Annotated in this window: 11 protein-coding genes; 5 read left to right on the plus strand and 6 right to left on the minus strand. The window is 67.0% G+C overall.

Going from position 1 to position 23192, the window contains the following annotated elements:
* Nucleotides 1-2 precede the first annotated feature (2 nt).
* From ACLQ3B_RS21990 to ACLQ3B_RS22000, 3 genes are all read right to left on the minus strand, one after another.
* Nucleotides 3-695: a hypothetical protein gene (locus ACLQ3B_RS21990; RefSeq protein ID WP_425782570.1), complete on the minus strand. Its 693-nt coding sequence runs from the start codon at nt 693-695 to the stop codon at nt 3-5.
* 120 nt (nt 696-815) lie between these two features.
* Nucleotides 816-3452 (minus strand): hypothetical protein, encoded by a 2637-nt coding sequence (locus ACLQ3B_RS21995; protein WP_425782571.1) that lies wholly within the window; start codon nt 3450-3452, stop codon nt 816-818.
* Nucleotides 3449-4936, minus strand: coding sequence for a hypothetical protein (locus tag ACLQ3B_RS22000; protein WP_425782572.1), 1488 nt, complete (start codon nt 4934-4936; stop codon nt 3449-3451). The genes ACLQ3B_RS21995 and ACLQ3B_RS22000 overlap by 4 nt, the downstream gene beginning before the upstream one ends.
* Nucleotides 4937-5980: 1044 nt before the next feature.
* On the opposite strand from ACLQ3B_RS22000, the gene ACLQ3B_RS22005 reads away from it, so the two are divergent.
* From ACLQ3B_RS22005 to ACLQ3B_RS22015, 3 genes are all read left to right on the plus strand, one after another.
* Entirely contained in the window at nt 5981-9562 is a 3582-nt protein-coding gene (locus ACLQ3B_RS22005; RefSeq protein WP_425782885.1) for a LamG domain-containing protein, read from the plus strand.
* Between the two features lie 229 nt (nt 9563-9791).
* Nucleotides 9792-16235, plus strand: a complete 6444-nt coding sequence (locus tag ACLQ3B_RS22010; protein ID WP_425782886.1) for an RHS repeat-associated core domain-containing protein — start codon at nt 9792-9794, stop codon at nt 16233-16235.
* Between the two features lie 149 nt (nt 16236-16384).
* On the plus strand, nt 16385-16729 hold the full coding sequence (locus ACLQ3B_RS22015) for a hypothetical protein (RefSeq protein WP_425782573.1): 345 nt from the start codon (nt 16385-16387) through the stop codon (nt 16727-16729).
* 508 nt (nt 16730-17237) lie between these two features.
* Here ACLQ3B_RS22015 and ACLQ3B_RS22020 read toward each other — a convergent pair.
* The 3 genes from ACLQ3B_RS22020 to ACLQ3B_RS22030 form a co-directional block, all read right to left on the minus strand.
* On the minus strand, nt 17238-19265 hold the full coding sequence (locus ACLQ3B_RS22020; RefSeq protein ID WP_425782574.1) for a hypothetical protein: 2028 nt from the start codon (nt 19263-19265) through the stop codon (nt 17238-17240).
* Between the two features lie 787 nt (nt 19266-20052).
* A complete protein-coding gene (locus tag ACLQ3B_RS22025) occupies nt 20053-20313 on the minus strand; it encodes a hypothetical protein (RefSeq protein WP_425782575.1) in 261 nt (86 codons plus the stop codon).
* Between the two features lie 164 nt (nt 20314-20477).
* On the minus strand, nt 20478-20819 hold the full coding sequence (locus ACLQ3B_RS22030) for a hypothetical protein (protein WP_425782576.1): 342 nt from the start codon (nt 20817-20819) through the stop codon (nt 20478-20480).
* Between the two features lie 287 nt (nt 20820-21106).
* On the opposite strand from ACLQ3B_RS22030, the gene ACLQ3B_RS22035 reads away from it, so the two are divergent.
* Complete coding sequence (locus ACLQ3B_RS22035) at nt 21107-22282, plus strand: metallophosphoesterase (protein ID WP_425782577.1); 1176 nt, start codon at nt 21107-21109, stop codon at nt 22280-22282.
* A 242-nt stretch (nt 22283-22524) separates the two neighbouring features.
* On the plus strand, nt 22525-22785 hold the full coding sequence (locus ACLQ3B_RS22040) for a hypothetical protein (RefSeq protein WP_425782578.1): 261 nt from the start codon (nt 22525-22527) through the stop codon (nt 22783-22785).
* Nucleotides 22786-23192 lie beyond the last annotated feature (407 nt).

Below are 23192 nucleotides of genomic sequence, written 5' to 3' on the forward strand. Positions count from 1 at the left end.
GATCAGGGTTGTGGGGCGGTGATCAAGCTTTCGACGGCGGCCATGGCGGCCTGGACCGGGCGGATGAAATCGGGACGGAACTCGGAGTGCTCGTACGGGCCGATGAAGTCGGCGAGCTTTGGCGGTGTGGGGATCTCGGTGGTGCCGGACGGAATGCGCGGCATCACGGTTTCGTACTCGGTGACCAGCTCGCGTAAGTAGTCCTCGGTGGACCTCAAGGAAGGGACGAGCTCAGGTGCGCCGTGGAAGACGTCGCCCTCAGCGATCACATTGCGGATCATGAGCTCAAGGCTCAGCTGCGCGTCGAGGAGGAGTTGGAGTTGCTCGTCGTACGTGACGACCCGCAGTTTTCCGTCTCCCGCTGTGGTGTGGATCTGGGCTCGGGCGCGCAGCAAGCGACGTGCGCGTTTGACCGCGTTGTACAGCACCACCAGCTCGGCCAGGTAACGCTGGCGGGTTTCGCGGATGGCGGTCGCGCGGTCCTCGGCCAGCTTAAGTCGCTCGGCCCGTTGTTCGGCCTGACGGTTGAAAGCCTGGTAAAGCAACGAGACGCCGCCACCTAGCACGACCACCAAGAGGAACTGGAGCAATGTCGTATAGCCATCGGTGCCGACCACCCTGGTGGCGGATTCGTGCCAGATGATCAATATCGCTGCGGCGGCCATGGCGATCAGCGCGCCTGACGCGAGCGCCAACGTGAGGCGGCGAGGCAAGGAGCCTTCGAAGCGATCGATAGTGCTGAGCTTAGCCGGAGTTTGTCGCTGCGCCGTGCACGTGGCAGTTCGGGCACGGCGGGGGCCGCCGTGCCCGTGACGTCAGGATGTCAGGGCGGCGGCCGTGGCGGCGAGGTCCACACCGAGTAGCTGGCTCAGCTCGCTCACCTGCGGGGGTGGCGTGCGCAGCGGACGACGGGTGCGGGCGCCGGAGGGGGGCCCGCCCACCGCACCGGCGACGAGGGAAAGCGGCGTACGCACGGACGACAACTCGTATACCGACCACATCGCCGTGCGCGAGTCGACCAGCAGCATGAGCCGGTCGTCGCAGGCGACCAGCACCGCACGGCTTCCGGTGCAGGCCACCGCCACCGCCGCGCGGCCGCTGACCCGCCGCACCGTGGTCACCACGTCGGCGGCGGCCCGCTGCGGGTTGCCGGTGACACCGTCGACTCGCCAGACACCCTCCTCGAGGCGTACGGCCAGCCCCGCATCGGCGAACGCGGACCGCGCCTCGGCGTACGGGTCGGCCTTGGCGCCGCGCGCTAGCTCGATGGTCTCCCGCAGCGCGGACGCACTCGCCACCACAGCGAACAGGTGCCCGGCCGGCAGCAGCAGAGCCTCGGCCAGCGCGAGGTCGGTCTCGGCCACCCACTCGGCGGCGTCCCGCCAGGCCGCGGTCACCAGCGCGTCCGCGTCCTGGCTGCCGTGCAGTCGCGCGCCCTCCCGCAGGGTCGCCACCACTATGGCGAGCCACGCGTACAGGTGCGCGAAGGCTTCGGCCGGCAGCTCGTCCAGGGCGTTGTCGTCGGGCACCAGCGCCCACGCCAGCCACCGCAGATCGGTACGCCAGCCGTCGTCGCGCCACATGCCATCGGCGAGTAGCGTGAGGTACATCGACGCGGCGAGCATCCGCAGGTGCATCGGTGGCAGCGACCCACGGTCGCTGTCCACCGTAGGCGTGCTGACCGCCTCCGCCCACCGGGTGGCGAAGTCCCGGTAGCGGGCCCGCTCGCTCGCGGTCAGCCGGAAGAGGAGGTTGCCGTCCGCAGGGTCATCGCCCGTCGGCGCGTCGGGCGCAATGTCGGCCTCCTCCTCGGTCGGCTCGTCCTCGCGTACGTCGTCAACGACGAAGCCCGACCGACGGTCGCCCACCGTCGGTGGACGGCGCGGGAAGACGAGGCGGGACAAATCCGGTCCCAGCACGCGGTCGGAGTCCTCCAGGTAGTCCCGCCAGCGGTCGCTGTCGGTGCGGACGTCGACCCCCGGCCGGTCCGAGGGGGCCGACGGGGTGCGGGGCCGGGGCGGCATGAGCGTGGTCAGCCGTTCCAGGTCGGCGGTGAACCGCGCGGCGAGCGCCGGATCGGTGAACACCTCGATCGCCTCGTAGGGCGTTCCCCGGCCGAGGCGCGGCGCGTCGTCCGCGTCCCGTACCGGTCGGCACCGGGCCGGATCGGTGACGAAGACGGCCGCCGACTCCACCCGTACGCCGTCGACGTCGACGACCGTGCGCACCGCGCCACCGGTCACCTCCGTCAGCACGAAGCGGGCCGTGGCCTGGCCGACCGGAATGACGCCCATAGCCTGCCAGGTGCCGGGCTCACCGGAGGGCGAGGTCTCCACCACCACCCGTCCGGTGACCGGGGCGGCCAGCTCCACCAACAGCGTCCCGTCGACCACGGCGCAGCCCAGCAGGACCGGTGCCGGGCTCCCTGCCACGCTCGTGCTCCGGCCCGCACGCAGCTGGGCCATCGCCGCCTCACTCGGCTCCTCACCCTCGGGAAGGAGTGACACTGGGTGGGGTGCCAGCACGGCTAGCTCACAGTTGCCGCCGTGCTCGGTGCTGCGCAGCAGCGCCGCGGCGGTGATGTTGGCGCTCCCGGTCATCCCGTGGGTCACCCCGGCGGGCGTCGTCCACTCGACCACCTTGCCGTGCAGCGCCGGGCTGGCCGCCAGCACCCGGAACTCGCGCTCCACCGCTGCCTCGGTCGCCCGCAGCAGTGCGCCGCCCTCGAATCGGCCGAAGGCGGGCTGCACCGCGACGCGTACCGCGTGGGGTTTCATCCGGTCGACGAGCGCGCGCACGGCCGCAGCCTGCGGGTCGTAGAACGGCGCGGCGAGGCGCAGCTCCGCCACCGCGTCGGTGGGCAGGCGACCGAGCAGCGAAGCGCGGAGGTTGCCGACCACCCGGACCTGCGACCAGCCCTCATCGACCTCCACCGGGCGCATCCGCCCGGCGACTTCCCGGAGGGTCAGGGCGATCCAGCTCGGTACGGCCACAACCGTGGGCAGGTCCACCAACCAATCCGCCACATCGTGCAGCAGCCGTGGGCCTCGGCCGAGGCCGCTGCGGGCGGTGAGCCACACCTCACGGTTGTGGCCCCAACCCGAGGCCGTCGGGTTGCCGGAGCCGACCGCCACCCACACGTCGTCGTCGCCGAGCAGGACGGCCAGCTTCGGATGGAACGCGCCCCGGGAGACCGCGTGGCCGTGCTGGTACGCCAGACCCGCGCGCCGCACGTCCACCGGGTCGTGCACCGCCTGCCCGGCGTCGGCCAGCACGGTTATCCGCGCGCCGAGCGCCCGGGCGGTGGGTACCGCGAACCGCTCCAGGAACCCCAGGTCGAGGGTGTACCCGGTGACCAGGAGCTCCCGCAGCCGGGCCCCGTCGAACCGGTCCCGCCACCGTTCGAGCAGACTGAGCGGCGACCGGAACGACCACTGCACCTCGTCGGTCACCGTGCCACGTCCAGCAGGGCCAGTCCGAGCGGGGTAACGGGCTGGTGCACCTCCGCGGTGAGCAGCCCCAGCTGGACGGCGAGCCCGGCGAGCTGGTTGATCCGCAGCCCGATGTTGTCCCGGCTCTCCCGAGTGGCCGCCACGTACGCCCCACCGCGCTCGTGTAACCGGCTGGGCATCGACATCGTGCCGTCACGGTGGACGATCGCCTTGCGCAGCGCCACCCGCCGGGACTGGGCGAGCATGTCGTCGACCAGCTGGCGACCCAGGTCGCGCAACGGCCGGTCGACGTACTCGGTGCGGCGCTGCGCCACCCACGACGGATCCAGGTAGGCCCGACGACGACCGAGGAAGTAGCGCCGAGCGGTCCCGGTGAGCAGATCCGCCCGCCGTGCGCCGAGCAGCAGCAGCGCCACATCGGCGGTGAGCGTCTCGTCCTCCCGCAGAGCCAGTTCTGCGGGGAGCGGATCACCGCGGCCGTCCACGGGGTCGGGCAGCCCCGCCTCCAAGCCCGCGACCGTGCCGGCGGGGAGCTGGTCGGCGAACCAGCCGCGCAGGTGCTCCCGGGTGACCGGCCCGTTGCGGTGCACCTCGCCGACCAGGGCGGCCCAGAGGTGACGCCACGCACCCACGGAGTGGTGGCGCAGCAGGACACCCCGCCACGCCTGGGTCCGGTTGTTAGCAGCGAGCACCGAGTCCTCACGCGCCGCGGCCCCGTATGCGACGGCCGTCCGGAACGCTCCCACCCAGGTTGGCGTGGCCGGGTGCAGCTGGTAGGCGCGGGCGAGGATCCGCAGGGTCGCCCGCCGGGTCTGGTCGTCTCCGGTCCAGTCGTCCGGGTCGTGCCCGCTGGCGACGGTCGCGGTCATCAGCGCGGTCAGCGCGCTGAGGTCCTCGGGCCGGCCGGCCAGCGCCGCCGGCTCCCGCACCCCGGCGTCACGTTCGGCGATCTCAAACAGCGGGGCGAACATGTCGACGATCGACGGCGGGCAGGGGTGCCGGCCGCTGCGCAGGGCGCCTCGATCCACCGTCACGGTGCCCAACTTGATGCTCGACCCGCCGTACTGCGACCAGAAACCCCAGGGCCGGGGCGAGTAGGACCGTTGGCCCTCACGGTCGGCGACGCGGAACTCGCGGCCCGGCTCCGGGGCGAGCCGGACCAGGGCGTCCACGCCGTGTGCCGGCGCCGGATCCAGACCGTCCGTGCCGGCGGCCCGGGAGATCACCGCGAGCGCCACCTCGGTCCGCCGGATCAACCACCGGCACCGCTGTTCGTCCAGGCCGGTGGCCTCCGCGTGGGCGGCCAGCGCCCAGTAGAGGGCGTAGTAGCGGGCGTAGTGGCTCAGCGTGGAGACGCCGGGGACGAGGATGTCGACACCCGCCATGACCGGTGCCTCCACGGCCAACGGGTATCGGCCGGCACGCGCCGTCAGACCTGGCTCGCCCCAGGCCGGGCCCTCCACGGCGATCGACGGTGCGATCACGGTCGGTGTCCCCTCGCTGACATCTCGCCAGTGTTGTCCGTCCGGACCGTGTATCACAACCGCCGAGCGGGCAACCACTATGGATTGTGGACGGAGCGGCTGCCAGCGGCATCCCCGAGCTGCATGTCCGCGGATGGAGAAACCCACCGCGAGCATTCACCGGGCGTCCTGTTGAGGCCGACTGCGGGCAAGGCCGTCCCCGACGGTAGGGGAGTGGGGCGCGGTGGGAACCAGTGCTGCCACGTCGGCCGACCCCCCGTTTACCCCCCGAAAACCCCCGTCTGCCGGTGACGATCAGTGACAAGAAACGACCAGTGTTTGATCGCGTCTGTGCAGCTCAACGTGAATTCTCGACGATCCACGACAAGTTCGAATTGGTTACGGATGGTAACAAGGGGTTTTGACAAGCAATGACAAGCCTTGAACGAGGCTCGACAAGAGGTTGTTGTGGGTTCGAATCGCCTCGGTTCCGATCTCGGAGACCGGCTGTCCAAGATGGCTGTAGCGCAACCTCGTTGCCTTGCCGTCCTCAGCATCGACCACCCCTTGCCGGGCACGGCTCAGCGTACGGTGAACTCCTGACGGAGTGGGCTCTCGGTCCGCTGATGTGAGGAATCGACTCTGTGCAGTGTCTTGAGTAATCAGCATCAGTTGTTGTGACACCCGTCTATCCGATTGGCCCGGACGGCGTCCGGTGGACGGTCTCCCGGCTCATGCCAGGGTTGGACGGGTCCTCGGCCTGAGGGTGGGTAACGGTTGCTGCCGCGGCTGGCGCTGTCTGGCTACTTTGGGTCATCTTGATGCCGGACTGACATGTTGCTGTCCGTTTCATCCTGGCAACTTGTAACCGCTCTTTACAGCTGATCATCAAGCTTTCTACAGTTCGGCCGTTCATCGGGCGTGATCAACGGGGGCCTTGCGGTGGTTGCTGCACATTTGCGTGTCGGGGCGGGGTCCGGTGGGCGGGTAGGGCGACGCGCCCGACAGGTCGCAGGGCCTGGGCTTAGCCGACTGATGGCGTGTCTGGGGTTGCCGGCGGCCTTGGTGGTTGCCACTGCCGGGGTTGTGCTGCCGGTGGCGGCCGCACCTGCTGCGGCGGCGTGTGCGGACGAGGCTCGGACGGAGACGGCAGCTGCGGCGATGGCGGCCGCTTGTGACCAGGCGGTGGTGGTCGATGCATCGCGGTCTGAGTACGCGCGGGTTGTTGCGCAGCCGGACGGCCGTATGACGTTCGAGTCGGCTGTGGTGCCGCAATGGACCCGCAAGACCGGCGGATGGACCGACATCAACCTCGAGTTACTCCGCGACGCCGACGGTCTGCTGCGGCCGCGGGCCTCCGCTGCCGATGTCACTTTCAGCAGCGGCGGGCCCGGCCCGCTGGTGATCGTGAAGAACGCGGCAAAGTCGATGACGATGTCGTGGTCGGGCGGGAGCCTGCCGGAGCCGGCCGTTGACGGCGACTCAGCTACCTTCCCGAACGTTCTGCCAGACGTCGATCTGGTGCTGAGGGCCACGCGTGTCGGCTTCACTCACGTCCTTGTCGTCAAGTCCGCCGCGGCGGCGTCCAATCCCGCAGTGCGTCAGATCCGCTTCGACCTGGGTGGCGACGCGCAGGTGCGTCACAGCCCGAGTGGAGCCTTGAAGGCGACTGCCGGCGCGGTCGTGGTCGCCTCGGCAGAGCCCGCGGCGATGTGGGACTCGCGGCCCTCGGCGGTGGCAGCCAAAGCGATCGGACGGAACCAGTCAGCCGGTGACGAGCCGTCGTCCGACGTATCCGCTGGCGACGCCGCGCAAGTGGCTCCGGTGGCTGCGCAGATCACGGGCGGCGGCGACCTCCTACTGACCCCGGACCCGGCGTTACTGGACTCCCCGAACGCCCATTTTCCGATCTACATCGATCCGCAGTGGCGTTGGTCAGATTTGCGTAACAAGTGGGCGTACTCGACCAACAACGGGTCGTCGAACAGCGACTACAGCGTGGCGCGGGTGGGGTTGAACCCGGACACCGGCGCCATCTACCGGTCGTATTTCGAGTTCCCGACGGTGGCTGACAACAAGGTTTCACTGAAGGGGAAATTCATCGCCGACGCGCGGGTCGAGATGAAGGTGGACCACACCCACTCGTGTGACGACACCCCGACCTGGATGTACCTGTCGCCGGCGATCGACAAGACGATGCGGGCAACCTGGTCGAAGATGGGTCTGTCGACGATGCTCGCCGCCGCGGGCAGTCACGCCAACGAGGCGGGTGGGTGCGGTGCGATCCAGCCGGACATGACGGTGCAGTTTGAGAGTTCGGCGGTGACCACCCAGCTCCGGGCGGTGGCAGGCAACAGTTGGTCAACGATGACGCTTGGGTTCAGTGCCGCCGGAGATAAGAACGGCAGCGGCGAGTCGACGCAGGACCGCTGGAAGAAGTACTTCCCGGGGAACGCCAAGCTGTTCGTCGACTATGACAGTAAGCCCGGCGCCCCGGCAGGCTTGCAGGTGGCGGGCGTGGCATGCAACAGCGGTGTGCTGATGGTCGGCACGTTCACGCCGACGTTGCGGGCGACGTTCCCGGACGCCGACTCGTGGGACTCCCTCACGGCCCACTTCGAGTGGATCGAGGTGCCATCCGGTGGCATGGCCACGGTGACTGACACCTCTCCGGCACGCAAACCGGGACCCGGCGACAAGACGGGTATCACCCCGAACACGGTGGCGACCAGCGTCGCGTTGTCCGGGTTGGTAAAGGACAAGACCTACGCGTACCGGGTGAAGAACACCGACACGTACTTCCAGTCGGCGTGGTCGCCGTGGTGCCGTTTCGCGGTAGATAACACGAGACCTCCGGTGACAGTGAGCATGGTGACGGCGCCCCCCAGCCCCGGGCGCGCGGGCAGGTTCCGGATCGAGTCGTCGGACACGACGGTGGCAAGCTTCACCTACGGGTGGGGCAGCGCGGGAGAGTTCTCCAAGCCCGCGCAGGGCACCAGCCCGAAGTACGTCGAAGTGGACGCGACCGCTCCGAGCTATGGCCGCAATGTGTTCAAGGCCAAGGCCATCGACGGAACCCTGAACGAGAGCAACGAGTTCGGGTACTCGTTCACGGTGGGCAACCCGCTGCCCGCCATCGCCCAGTGGGGGTTGGAGACCTATCCAGGAATCGACCAGGCGGCAGCGCTGGCGGACAAATCGGGGGTGGGCGCGAGCACGCCGTTGACTGCCACCAGCGTCGGGTGGAGTGATGACGTGCGGATGGTCGACGGGATGACCGCGACGTTCAACGGTTCCAGCAGCCAGGTGGCATCGTCGGGGCCGGTGGTGGATACCACCAAGTCGTTCGCCGTGGCGGCGTGGGTGCGGCCGTCGTTGATCGATACAGTCGGTGACCGTAACGTGTTGGGGCAAGACCCGGCGATGACCCCAGATACGACCATGGCGGGCGGCTTTTACCTGGGCGTCCGCCGTGACTCCCAGGGACCCCACTGGTCGTTCCACATGCGGAACTCCCTGGACAAGAACAGCAGCGGCGCGACGATCTACGCCCCCCCGACGCTGGGTAGCGCGGACATCGGAAAATGGGTGCACATCGCCGGCGTCTACGACGCCGTGGCAAAGACAATGCAGCTCTACGTCAATGGTGAGGATGCTGGCGAGACGCCACGTGCGGCCACCCCGTGGGCTGCCACCGGCCGCTTCACCGTCGGGCGCACATTCTGGGGAGGCGCGGGCAACTGGTGGGCCGGCAATATCGCCGACGTTCAGGTGTTCGACCGAGCGATCGTCGAGCACGACTTCACCGGAATCCTCAAGGATGACCCCGACTCAGGCGGGTTCGACGAGCCCGGCATGTTGACGCCGATCCAGGTTGGTGGCTGGGGATTCGAGAGCGATCCTGCAGGCGCGTGCTGGGACCCGACGATCGTGAACTCGTGTGAAGCCAAGGACGCGACGGCGTGGGATCGGTGGCTGGCCCTGTCGAAGGGCGTCGAGGTCGACACCGGGCGAGGTGGGGACGGCAGCGGCGGCCTCTTCGTCGACAGCGGGCTCGATGACGACGCTGACCCGAACACCCCACCCGCACCGACAAACGAGTTCGGACGCTCGGCCTACAAGCTCAATCCGATAGGCGAGGTGGCGCAGTGGCAGGCCACCCCGGTGCTGCGTACCGACCAGTCATTCACCGTGTCCGTGTGGGTGCGGCTCGAGCAGACCGACGACTACCAAACAGTGATGATCCAGAACGGGACAGCCGTCGGCGGCTTCTACCTGTACTACGGCAATGACAACGGTGGCGTGTGGAAGCTCAAGATGCTCGACACCGCGGCAACGCCTGACGATGGCACCGGGGCCACGTTCGCGACGGCACCAGCACCGAACGTCGGCGACACCTGGCAGCACCTGGTGGGTGTCCTGGACGCCGACCGCCGGCAACTCAAGCTGTACGTCAACGGCGAACGCGAGGCGACGGCCACGCTCCGGACATCCTGGCGACCCTGGCAGGCGAACGGCCCCTTGTTGGTAGGTAGGAACGGCACCTGGCACCCGCTGCACGGCACAGTCGACGACCTCGGCCTCTACCAAGGCGCGATGACAGACGCCCAAGTCCTGGCCCTGCACCAAGCCCAGGAAGCCAGCTAACCCGTCTGCCGGTGCGGTGGTGACACGTCGTCACCACCGCACCCGCGAACGTCGATCTTCGGCGGCCACGGTCCGCGCCGTCATGTTGCACCAGTTCCTCTGTTCGAGTGGCTCTTGGTTCCTGGGAAGGGAACACATGTTGACGGGGTCTTCTCTTCGCCGGCTGCACCGGCGGATTCTCGGTACGCCAACGCGTCGCCTGTCAGTGGCGGGGTCTCTAGCCGCCGTGATGCTGGCGTCGCTCCTGGTGGGTGTGCCCGCCGCCCAGGCCCAGCCCGACCGGCGACCGCATCCGGCGCCGGCCGAGAAGTTGGACAACGACGGCGGGCCGGTGGCGGGTAAAGGCTGGGAGCAGCAGCGGGTGAAATACGCACCCGCACCCGCACCGGTGTGGCCGGCCGCCGGTAGCGCCCATGTGGAGCTTGGTGCGGCTGGTGCCCGTGCGGCTGGTGGCCGCGGGTCGAAGGCGGGTGATTTGCCGGTCTGGGTGGACCGCGCCGCGGGTAAGGCCGGCGAGCGGCTGGCCGCGGTCGATGTGCAGGTGATGGACCGAGCGGCAGTGCCGCAGTCGTGGCGTGACGGGCTTGTCATGAAGGTGAGCACCCCGCGCGACGACGCAGTGGGCACGGCGAAGATCTCGGTGGACTACAGCAAATTCCGGTACGCCGCCGGTGGCGAGTGGGCGTCGCGGCTGAAGTTGTGGCAGGTACCCGAATGCGCGTTGTCCACCCCGGACGACCCGCGGTGCCGGTCGGTGCCACTGCGCACCGCCAATGACCTCGCCACCGGTGTCGCGACGGCGGAGGTCGCAGTGGCCGCCGCGCAGCCACCGTCGGTATCCACGACCGGCGAACGACCGTCGGGCGGTGCCGCAATCGAGCAGCAGGCGGCGTCGTTCGTGGTGTTGGCCGCAGGCGCCTCGGGCAAGGACGGTGACTTCACCGCCACCAGTCTGACTGCCTCATCGACGTGGTCCTCCGGCGGCCCGGCAGGCGACTTTTCATGGTCGTATCCGGTACGCACCGCGCCGGCGACCGGCCCCGCGCCGTCGGTGACGCTGGCCTACTCGTCGTCGGCGGTGGATGGGCGGTCGGAGGTGACCAACAACCAGCCCTCGTGGATCGGTGAGGGCTTCGACTACTCGCCCGGCTTCATCGAGCGCCGCTACGTGCCATGTTTAGAAGACATGAAGAACGGCGCGAACAACACCCAGCGCACCGGTGACCAGTGTTGGCGATCCGACAACGCCACCCTGAGCCTGAACGGCGGCGGTGGCGAGCTCGTGTTCCAGGCGGGTAAGGGCTGGCACTCCCGCTCCGAGGACGGCCTGAAGATTGAGAAGCTGACAGGCGCGACCAACGGCGACAGCGGCGACTCGACCTACGGTGACGTGGGGGAGTACTGGAAGGTGACCACCACCGACGGTACGCAGTACTTCTTCGGCATGCATGCCCTGCCGGGTCAATCGGCTAAGACGAACTCGACGCTGACCATGCCAGTGTTCGGTAACCACTCAAGCGAGCCCTGCCACCAGAGCACCTTCACCGGCTCCGACTGTGTCCAGGCGTGGCGGTGGAACCTCGACTACGTCGTGGACGTACGAGGCAACACCATGTCGCTGTGGTACGGCAAGGAGACCAACAAGTACGCCCGCAACGTCACCGACTCCGACGACGTGTCGTACGACCGGGCCGGCTACCTCACCCGCATCGACTACGGCACCTACGACCGAACCGCGGCGACGCACGGCGTCACCGAGCGCAACACCACGCCCTACGCCCAGGTGGTGTTCGACACCGACATGCGCTGTTTCTCGAACTGCGGCACCGAGGCGAGCCCAGTCAAGGACTCCTGGAAAGACACCCCCTGGGACCAGGAATGCAAAGCGTCCGCTACGTCGTGTCCGCAGCAGTACTCGCCGACCTTCTGGACCACCAAGCGCCTGAAGACGATTACCACGAAGGTCTACGACACCACCAAGACAATTCCTGACTGGCAACCCGTGGAGTCGTGGACCCTGAACCAGACGTTCACCGCCACCGCAGACTCCACGCACACCGGCTTGTGGCTCGACAAGATCGACCACGCCGGGCACGTCGGCGGCAGCGTCAGCCTGCCGCCGGTCACGTTCACCGCGACGACGCTGGCGAACCGGGTGTTGACCGAGCACGGCACATCGGACAACTGGCTGCGGATCTCCGACATCAAGACCGAAGCCGGCGCGATCATCCACGTCGACTACAGCGACACCGAGTGCACTGCGGCGAACACCGAATCGCTGGCGGCGCACACGAACACGAAGCGCTGCTACCCGGTGTTGGTGCCGGACCCGGACGACCCCAGCGGCGAGCGGCTGGTCACGCAGTGGTGGCACAAGTACCGGGTCGAGCACATCGCCGAGAACGATGTGCAGCTCAAAGACAGTCGGCAGGCTGACGCCATTCACACCTGGTACGAGTACGCGGGCGCGCCCGCGTGGCACTACGCCGACGACGACGGGCTGTCCAAGCCGGACCGCAAGACCTGGTCGCAGTGGCGGGGCTACGCCCAGGTCAACACCCGGGTCGGATCCGACCCGGCCACCCAGAGCTTGACCGTCACCAAATTCATGCGCGGTATGCACGGCGACAAGGCCAGCCCGTCCGGCGGAACACGCACCGTGACCGTCCCCGCCTCCGTAGGCTCGGAGACCGTCTACGACGAGGACCAGTTCGCCGGCCACGTACGCGAACAGGTCGTCTATAACGGGGTCGCGACCAAGCCGGTATCGAAGACCGTGAACGTGCCGTGGCGGTCCCCGCCGACCGCCAGCCGGACGATCAACGGTGACACGGTTGAGGCGCGGTTCGGAAACACGCAAGCCACCTATACGTCCACCGCGCTCGGCGTAGATGGCGCGAGGGGCTGGCGTACCTCGGGGCGGACGACGAGCTTCGACGACACGTACGGCACGCAGACGTGGTCGCAAGATGATGGTGACATCTCGAAGACCGGCGACGAAAAATGTGTCAGCTACAGTTACAACCGCAATCTGAGCAAGAACCTCACGAAAGCGGTCAAGCAGACCACCACCACAGCGCTGGCCTGCGGCAAGAACCCGGGCAGCGTCGATGACGTGATCTCCGACGTCAGGACCTACTACGACGGCGCGAGCAGCGTCGACACCACACCGAAGTTCGGTGCCGTCACCAGGACCGAACAGCTCAAGGACTGGGCGTCGGGCACAGGCACGGCGTGGCAAACAGTCTCGCAGACCAGCTACGACCCCACGGGTCGAGCGCTGACCGCCACCGACATCAAGGGCAACGTCACCACCACCGCATACACCCCCGTGGTCGGAGGCCCAGTCACCAAGGTGGCCACGACAGGCCCTACATCGTTCAACTGGACCTCGTCTGCGGAGACCAACCCGTACTGGGGATCCACCACCAAGACCACCGACCCCAACGGCGGAGTGACCGCTCAGGTGCAGTACGACGCCCTGGGCCGCATCTCCAAGGTATGGAAACTGGGCTGGTCGATCGAAAGCAACCCGGACAAGCCGTCCGCCCACTACACCTACAACTTCGCGCCCAACCGGGACACCTACCCGTACGTGACCAGCCAGATCCTAAACGCCGACGCAAACTACGTTACTTCCTACCAGATCCTCGACGGCCTGCTCCGCCCCCGACAGACGCAAAGTCTGTCGATGAGCGGTAGCGGCTCCCGGGTCGTCACCGACACCATCTACGACGAGTTCGGCCGGGCCGCCACCAGCTACGCGGCCCACGCCGAACCGGGCGCCCCGTCCGGGACCCTCTGGGGGGAGCCGGAGTGGTCCTTGCCGGCCCTAACTAAGACCCTGTTCGACCGCGCATCCAGAGCCACGACCAGCATCTTCCTGGCAGGTGACGGCGAGATCAACCTGGTGGAGAAGTGGCGCACCGTCACCTCCGACGAGGGTGACTTGACCGCGGTCACTCCGCCGGCCGGTGGCACCCCCACCACCACGATTACCGACATCGAGGGCCGCACCATCGCAGTGCGGCAGCACAACACCCCCGCCGGTGTGACGGGCGGCTACCTGGAAACTCGGTACGAGTTCAACCGCAAGGGCCAGGCTGTCAAGAACATCGATCCCGACGGCAACGAATGGGTGTATGAGTTCGACGCCAAGGGCCGGCAATGGCGGACGACCGACCCGGACAAGGGTGTCACGACCAGCGCCTACAACGACGCCAACGAGCTGATCAACACCGTCGATGCCCGCGGTGAGGCGCTGTGGTACGTCTACGACGCTCTCGGCCGGAAGAAGGAACTGCGGGACGATTCCTCGACGGGCGCGCTGCGCGCGGAGTGGAAGTACGACACCCTGTATACCGGTCAACCTGGGTACAAGGGCCAGTTGACCCAGGCGATCCGGTACGAGCCGGCTGGGTCGGCGAACGCCTACAAATGGCAGGTGCGCAGCTTCGACGCTCGCTACCAGCCCAAGGGCTTCCACTACGTGATTCCTGCGGTCGAGGCGGGCCTGGACTCCACCTACGTCTACGGCTATGAATACGCCAACGCCACCGGCGCGCCGGTGGCGGTTTCTTACCCGGCTGCTGGTGGTCTGGTCACCGAGCAGATCACCACCGACTACAACGCCACCACCGGCATGCCGACGAGCATCAACACCAGCCTGACCGGCTCGGTGGGCACCATGGCCACCGCCACCTACACCACCTTCGGTGAGCGCGACGGGTCGGTCTACAAAATGCCCAACGGTGTCTACACCCAAGACACCATCTACCGGGATGAGGCGACCCGCAGGATCAAGCGCACCACCATCGAACGGCAGAACGTGGCGGGCACCGTCTCTGACCGCAACTACGACCACGACGACGCCGGCAACGTCACCTCGATCGCGGACAGTCCGCAGGTCGGCGATGCCGACATCCAGTGTTTTCGCCAGGATGAACTCGCGCGACTCAAGACCGCTTGGACGCCGAAGGTGGGGGTGAGCTGCAAGACCGACCCGAGCGTTGCTAATCTCGGCGGCCCGGCATCCTACTGGCAGGACTGGACGTTCACCACTACCGGCTCCCGGGCGACCGAGACCAGTCACACCGCCACAGGGGAAACCACCCGCTCGTACGCCACGCCCACCGGAGGCCAGAACGTCGTACGCCCGCACGCCGTGACGGCCATGACGACGCGAGCCTCGGGCCAGAGCGACCTAATCAACAAGTACGCCTACGACAACACCGGCAACACCACCTGCCGCCCGGCCGGCAACACCGCCAACGACTGCGCCACCGGAACCAACAGCCAAACCCTCGGCTGGAACGCCGAAGACAAACTCGCCACCGTCAACGCCGGCGGGAAGAACATCGAAACCAACATCTACGACGCCAACGGCACCCGGCTCATCCGCCGGGACACCACCGGCAGCACCGCCAGCACCACCCTGTACCTACCCGGCCAAGAAATCCGCCTCCAAGGCACCGTCAAGACTGGCACCCGCTACTACGACTTCGCCGGTAGTACCATCGCCAGCCGTACCGCAAGCTCTGCAATCAACAACCTGACCTGGCTGTACAACGACCATCAAGGCACCCAACAGATCGCCATCAACGCCGGAACCCAGAAAGTGGACATCCGCAGGCAAACCCCTTACGGCTCCCCACGCGGATCGAATCCCACTTGGCCCAACAGCAAGGGCTTCGTCGGCGGCGACAACGACCCCACCAACCTCGTAAACATCGGTGCCCGGCAATACGATCAGACGCTGGGTCGATTCATCTCAGTCGACCCGCTCATGGACGTGTCCGACCCGCAGCAATGGAACCCCTACGCGTACTCTAACAACTCGCCGGTGACGAAGAGCGATCCAACAGGCATGCTTTGGATCAACGACGGGGGCGGAAGTTATGTTCCGCCGTCCTCTGGTTCACCCTCACCCACGCCGTCGCCTGCACCCGCGCCAGGTAAAGGTGGCTCCGGAAATAGCGGGAGATCTGCATCGAGGACGACTCCATCGCCCTCCCCGCAAGGTGAACCCATTCCTATTTCATGCGTGCCGAGAGAGGCGTGCAAAGACCCGCTGTTCGAACTCGCTATAGGATTTGTGCCCTTCTCTGACGCGCCAGATTGCCTAGAGGGCGACGAGCTTGCCTGCGGCTTTACCGCACTGGACGCGGTGCCAGGCGGCAAGATCGCTAACGGGATCGGCGCCGCCGGATCGGCGCTAATTGCCGCGCGGCGAGTTGCGAGACATGCCGACGACTTCGAGGCTGGGCGCGGTTTGTGGAACCTGCCGTTCAGGGAACGGGGTTATGCACTCGAGAGGCGCATTCTCGATGATATGGGATTGGATGGCCTGCCCGCTCCCAACAATCCATCCATCGACGCATTCGATGTCGCTTCGGGGACCGCGATTAGTGTCAAGACAAAGGCTCTTCACACCGGTTATCGCAACGGAAAGTCTCTCCAAGGGGAACTCCGAAAAGACGTCCGAACCCTCGAGAGGTATAAGGGGAGAACGTTCGGTGACATGGTTATCAATAATGCGGACATTAAGCACCGTCAGTTGATTGTCGGCATCCCTTCCGGGACGGTCTCGTCGCAGCAATACTCTGCCATGGTGGACGCTTATCATTACGGGCTGGGACGAGGGGTGAACGTCACGTATGTGATCGTTAAGTGAACTATCGGCTCGAAGCTCATCCGCATTACACATAGGACGATGATTCGGGGCCGGCGTGCTAGCCGCGCCGGCCCGGCCTTTTGGCAGGCAACCCGACTGCCCTGTAGTCTTCGCTTGCCGGCATGAGTGCCAAATTTTATGGAGGAATCGTGGCATACGAGCTGCACATCACCCGTGCGGAGGAATACTACGAAAGTGAAGAGCACCCGATAGCCCTGGAAGAGTGGCTGTCCTACGCAGAGAGTAGCGCTGCGCTCAGGGCAGGCGGGTGGCTCGGCTCGGACGATGACCGCCAGCCGATCTATCAATACACTTGCACTGATGGAAGTGTAGTAGTCCTGACTTGGTCCGAAGGTGCTATTGACATCAAAGGGCAATTCGGCGGCGATGCTTATCAGGAGTTCGGGCGAATTGGGAGGGATTTGCAGGCCAATCTTCAGGGTGACGACGGTGAGCGGTATACCGCTGACGGCGTGTTTCCTCGCGACGAATAAACGTCGGACTTATTCAAGGCTTTCGCGTGTTTCCGAGAGATTCTTGTGGCTTGCCACCAAGGCTCGAGGAGGGGGCCTGGAGGGGATCATCGAGACGCTTGACACCACGGTTGCAAACCTGCAAGAAACGCCCTAGCACGCCTGGTCCGTTGGAGTTCGGTTCAGCGCGGCCTCAGCGGCATGTCGACCACACTGCAGCCGAATAATAGTCGTTGATCGCCAGGTGGTGCGGACGCGAGCGGAAAGCTCTGCTTCCCCGGCGAGGCACCAATCTGCGCCACCGTCCGCTCCCGTGCGGCGCAGGGACACCGGGGACCCGTACCCGGTTTGTGGCGCCCGTTTACTCCCCGAGGACTCTTCCAGGTGGTGACCATCAGTGACAAGCAACGACCACGACCTGGGGACGTTCGTGCAGACCAGTGCAAGAATCAGACGACCAACGACAAGCCAGTTCGGACCTCGTTTCGGTGCTACTCGCCCCCTTGATCCCGCCCACACTCGCCGACGCTTACGAGCGCCCCCAGCAATCACCGTCGGCGGCGCTGATCGCGGCCACCTCGAGAGGGCGGCACGAGGTGGCCGCCCTCAGGCGGGTGTTCAGCCGATCCTTGCGCTGGGCGAGATTACGGATCACGGACATGGCATCTGGATCGGGCAGTCCTTGGGCATCGCAATGTTGGTACCAGTGACCGAGGAACTCGAGCACCATGTCGATGATTCCCTTGGCCGCATGGGCGGTGAGCGTGTCCGCCGGCATGGCGAACTCACCGTTGTGCACAGCGAGGTTTCGGCTGACGTACATCCACGTCAGAAGCGCTTCGACGTTGTGCTCCTGAGCGTCGAGCCAATCGGCGACAGCGGATGGATCAACGAGCCGTGCGCGCCACGATTCCCACAGCTCCTGGGAGATCCCGCCGCCGTGCTCCGCCAGCAGCTGCACGGCTCGGCGCACCTCTCCGACAACATGGGGCTCGGCGGCGGTCGGATTAAGCAGCACGTCGAAAAAGGCGTTGATGTCCAGGGTGTAACTGCTCATGCTGAGCGGCTGTTGTTGGTCGCCACCACCGAGTAGGTGCTCACGGACAACGGCGACGGCCGGCAGTAGAACGGCCGACAGCTGGTCATTCTCGTACCGGGCTGCGGCGAGCTCGGCCCGGCGCTTGCTGGATTCGGTTCTCAGGCCCGCCGCCGCTGCCGCCGCCCGAGGTGATGGGCTCAGCTCGACCCGGGCCAGGGCAACCTGCGCCTTCCGCAGCCCCTCCTGTGCCAGGGCCACCTGGTAGCGGCCGAGGCGCAGCCGCGCAGTGGCCGACGCGGTGACGCTCTTGAAGACGCTGAGGATCTGTTGCCGCACGCTGTGCAGGGCACATGCCTTGGCGACAAGAGCGCGGTGACTTTTCTTAACGCCGAGTGACTCCAGGGCGCTCCAGGCGAGCATCACCCCGGCGACTGGCGCGTCCATGGCCCACGCGAGGTTCGCCATGCGAAGAGCAGGACGAACCGGCGCAGCCCAGTGAAACGTTAGCGGCCGAGCGGCCTTCGCAGTTTCGTCGAACAGATTCAGCGTAGTCGCCTTGCTGCCTGGTCCGATCGCGACCGCTGCCGGACCGATGGCCAGGTCGAGCAGTCGCTGTCCGGCTGCATACTGGTCGAGCGTCTCGGCGAGGTCCCGCCGCGCCGTCGCCACGGCCGTCGGGCCGTCGGCCGCCATGGTTGGAACGATGAGCAACAGTTTCGCGCCGGTCGACGCCGATGCCTGGTCCATGAGCACTTGCAGCTCGATTCGGGGGATGCCCAGCGGCGGCAGCCCACCGAGCGGCCATTGCCGAGCGCCGGGCAGCAAACGGTCGAGGCCTTCCAACGATCTGGTGCCAGCCACAGTGAGGGCAACCCGATAGCCTTGGCGCGGCGGCCACAAGGTTCCGGCCAGCAAAGCTCGCTCCGCGACGCCCTTGTTCAGCAGGCGCAGGAGGTCGACGCCGAACGCGCGGCCGTCACGTCCCTCGAGGACGACAGACACCGCCACCTCGTCCCGAATGCGCCCGGCCGCGGACGCTGCCACCGGCGTCCCGGACCAGATCAAATCGAAGAGTGTGGGTACCGCTTCGCGCAGCGCGGCCAGCGCCTGGTCGAGGGCGTGCACGGCCCGCCGTCCGGCTGTGGTGGAGAGGCCACCGGACATTGCCGCTCGTGACCCCGTGAGCGCCTGGCCAGCCGAGGCGATCGCGGACGAACCCGAGGGTGTCAGCGAATATGCCGAATTGGCGTTGTGTGTTTCGGTAAAAGCACTGTCGAGCAGGGCAACAACCAGATCGGCCCGAGGCTGGGAGGGCGATGTGCTCAGGCAACTGTCGAACGCATGCCTTGCCCGGTGCAGGGCCAGAAGCACGCTCGGCGCGGTGGACACGTGTTCGCTGAGGAACGTTCCTTCCTCCAACGCCCGCAGCAGTCGCTCAATCAGAGCGCGCTGCTGGTGACCCAAGCCGGCGCGTTCGTACGCGCGCAGTGTCTCGACATCCCACAGGCGATAGCGCACGCGAAGCGACGATACTGGTCCTCTCAGTCCAAAGCAGCCGGGTGTCGTCTATCGGTCTGCGGCATGCCGGCTGCTGTCACGGTTGCTGCCGTCACTTGCGAATCAGCTGTAGTTCCTCATCAACGACGATCATGAGTTTATGTCGAGGACTCCCTCGACCAACCCACTTGCCTGCTGTAAGCGGGGCGCGACGGGTAGGCGGACGTCGTTCTCTTGGTGACGGACGTCGCGGTAGTGGGGAGCGAGCCGTGGTCGGACCGTGCCTGTCCTGTCGATCCACCCCCGTTTACCCCCCGAAAACCCCCGCCCGTGGTTGACAACCAGTGACAAATGGCGATCATCGTTTGATCGTGTCTGCGCAGCTCATCGACTATCTCTGACAGCTGATGACAAGGTTGGGGCGGCTACGGATGGTAACAAGGGGTCGTCGGTTCGAATCCGGCCGTCCCGACAGCGAGAGGGTTTCCGCAGGTCAATGACTTGCGGAAGCCCTTTTTCTATTCTTATGGCTCGATCTAGTGGCGGGTGAGGCGCTGCTGGAACCCTTAACTCGGGTGGTTTTCGAGCCGATATTGGTTGCCCTCGGCTCGTGAATCGCCTGGTAGGGGTACTGCGTGGTTGTGGTGTGGTCGCTGCTGGACCTCTTGACTGCAGACGATTTTGGACAAAAGGGCATGACCGCGCTTCGTCGCTTGCTCCGCCACCCAGCGGCGGTTGACCGGCTCGAATTATGAGTTCTGGTCGGCGCCGTTGCGGCGGTTCTCATCGCCTGACGCGCAGCTCAGGTTCATGCCGCAGGGCGATCGCTCGCCGACAACAGCAGGGCCGGGACGGCACCGGTCATCGCGGCCAGGGCCACCAGCACCAGCAGGGCACTCGCGGCACTTTGGCGGCGGGGTCTCGAGCCGTGTCGGCTTTCTGGCGGGCGTACTGCGGGGACGCCGAGAAGCGTGGCCAGCCTGGTGCCCAGCCATAGCGCCGACAAGCCCGAGAAGAGGTACGTGGCGGCGAGTACCTGCGGTGGCCGTACCGGCAGCGGAGTGGTCATGACACCGCTCCGACCGTTCGCCGGGTTCGGCGGATCAGGCGGCCGCCGACGGCCAGCCAGGTCAACCTGGGAAGCGCGATCAGGTAGGAAGACGGCCGGCGCAGCGGCGATGCCGGTGACGGGTTGGGCGCGTGTGGTGGGCGTTCGGTGGTGCGGCCACCGGCCTATACCGCACCGTTACCCTCCGCACTTGAAGATCGGACCGTGCGGTCGACCGTCGGCGTCCCGTGGGCGAGGAAGAAGCGCGTGACGGCTTGGCGTATGGCCGTGGGCTGGTTTACGTCTGCGCCGATCTCGAACAGTAGGTCCCGGTCGGTTTGGTCAACGGCCAGCGTACGCAGCAGCGACAGGCGGGTCCGGCCGGTGTCGCCGGTCGCGTCGTCGGCCCAGTGCTCCAGCAGCGCCGCCAGCACGTCAGTCCGTAGCCCGAGGTCGTCGGTGCCTCGGAACGCGTCGGTGCTGACCAGCAGATGCCCGGCGGCTGCGGCCCCGCTCGGCTCCGCCAACCGGCCCCGCAGCAGCTCGGTTGGCTACTTTACGTCGCCGCCCACGTCGATCGCGACCGGCGCGAACGACAGCGCCGACTCGACCGCACGGGCCGTCCGGCGAGCCTGAAATGATCAGGCGCAGACTCTCGGCCGGGGCGTCGCCCGCCACCCGCTGACCGTACCTGAACCGAGGCACCCTCGGGTTGCCGGTCGATCACCTCCGGGCCGGATCCGTCCCGGTTTCCGGGCGTGGTCGATCCGGCTCGGACCGTGTCATGCTGCACGGACCCGAACGGAGGACGACGATGGCTGCTGGCGATGCGGTACAGGTGCGGCCGGCGCGAGGGTTGCTGCGATCGCTGGTGTCCGGGGCGACGCTGGTCGCGGTCCTGGCGTTGCTGTTCGGGCTGCCGTGGTGGACGTTGACGGTGGCGGCGCGGTGGCCGGCGCCGGTGGTGGCTGCCGGCACGAGCGTGTTCGTCGTCGCGCTGGTCGCGTTCCCCGTTCTGATGTATCTCGGGCACGGCCGCCGGCGGCTGGACGCGGCGGCCCGCGCGGGGGACACGCTCCTTGGGCTGGTCTGGATCCTGTTCGTCTGGGCGCTGCTCGGCAACGTGGCCCGGCTTCCGCTGGCCGCCGCGGGGGTCGCCGATCCGGTGCGGTCCCGGGCTGTGGCGGTCGGTGCGGCGGTCGTCTCGGTCGTCCTGGCCGTGTGGGGGTACGCCGAGGCAATGCGAGTGCCCCGGGTCCGGCGGGTGGACGTCACCGTGGATCGGCTGGGTGCGGGTCTCGACGGGGTCCGGGTGGTGCTGTTGACGGATACCCACTACGGACCGATCGACCGGGCCCGCTGGTCCGCGCGGACCACCGAGGTGGTCAACGGGTTGGCTGCCGACATCGTCTGCCACACCGGCGACATCGCCGACGGTACGGTCGACCAGCGCCGGGCGCAGGCCGCGCCGCTGGGCGCCGTCCGGGCCCGGCTGGCCCGGGTGTACGTGACGGGCAACCACGAGTACTACGGGGAGGCGGAGGGCTGGGTCGAGCACATGCGGACCCTCGGCTGGGAGCCGCTGCATAACCGGCACCTTGTGGTGGAGCGAGGCGGCGCCCGGCTCGTCGTCGCCGGGGTGGACGACGTGACCGCCGCCTCGTCCGGCGTCGCCGGTCACCGCGCCGACCACGCCGCAGCGCTGGCCGGCACCGACCCGCGGCTGCCCGTGCTGCTGCTGGCGCACCAGCCCAAGCAGATCGACGACGCGGTCGCGGCCGGCGTGGATCTGCAACTGTCCGGGCACACCCACGGCGGCCAGATGTGGCCGTTTCACTACCTGGTCCGGCTCGACCAGCCGGTCGTGCAGGGCCTCAGCCGGCATGGCCAGACCCAGCTCTACACGAGCCGGGGGACCGGTTTCTGGGGTCCGCCATTCCGGATCTTCGCGCCGAGCGAGATCACCCTGCTCACCCTCCGAGCGAAGTAGCCCCGACCGGGCCAACACCTACCGCCTCACCTGAACGTGACCCGGACTCCCCGGTGGCTATCCCCGGGCCCCGGGATCCATCCGCATGCACCCGATGCCCAGTCGCCCCGCTTGGTCAATGCGGCGCTCACCGACAGACCGAGGCACAAGACCTCCAGGGCGAGTGCGATCGTGAGGATGACGCTGGCTGGACCTGGGCCGGTTTTCGCGCGAACGCAACGTTGGCGGCCACGTTGACCGAGGTGGTTGACCCTGTTCAACGCTTCGATGACTGCCAGATCCGCCTGCGGACGAATCTCACTCGGGACGAATGGCGGAAACTCATCGCCGACGCAGACCAGCGTCTGTGCTTGCCCGAGGTCAACAAGAAGGCTCTCGACGGCCTCAAGTTCAGCGAAGCGCTGCCGGAGCGGCTTGCGTTGGCGACGTTGGCGTCTCGCCTCGCCTACCTTGGTGGCGCAACCGCTGTCCTGCAGGAGCCTACGCGGTTCGTTCAGACGTAGCCGGGCAGTGTGTAAGTCTGGCTGTGTGACGTGTTCGAGTTGGCTACAAAGTTCGCGAATGTGGCCTCTCCAGTTTCGCGCTCGACGGGACCTCCGACATGACGCTCTGGCCCTCCGGCGTGCTGACCCAAATCTGCTAGGAGGCAGCGCTGGGAAGGTTCAACTGGTCACAGTATTTGACCTTGCTGGTTCGGCGGGACAGGGTTGATTCGCCGCGCGTGCGATGTTGACCTTGGCTGATCGCGAAGAGATATCCCGTGGTTTGTCGGAGGCCTCGAGTTCAAGCAGAGGGTCCTTGCGAAGCGGGGAAGTCTCGCAGGATCCGGGCGGTTCGGGCAGCTGGCAATGCAGGGGGTTGCCGGAGTGAGTGAGAGCCTGCTTGCGCTCCAGGGCGGAACCCCCTTGGC

The sequence above is a fragment of the Micromonospora sp. DT53 genome, assembly GCF_049841535.1.
GTDB lineage: Bacteria > Actinomycetota > Actinomycetes > Mycobacteriales > Micromonosporaceae > Micromonospora.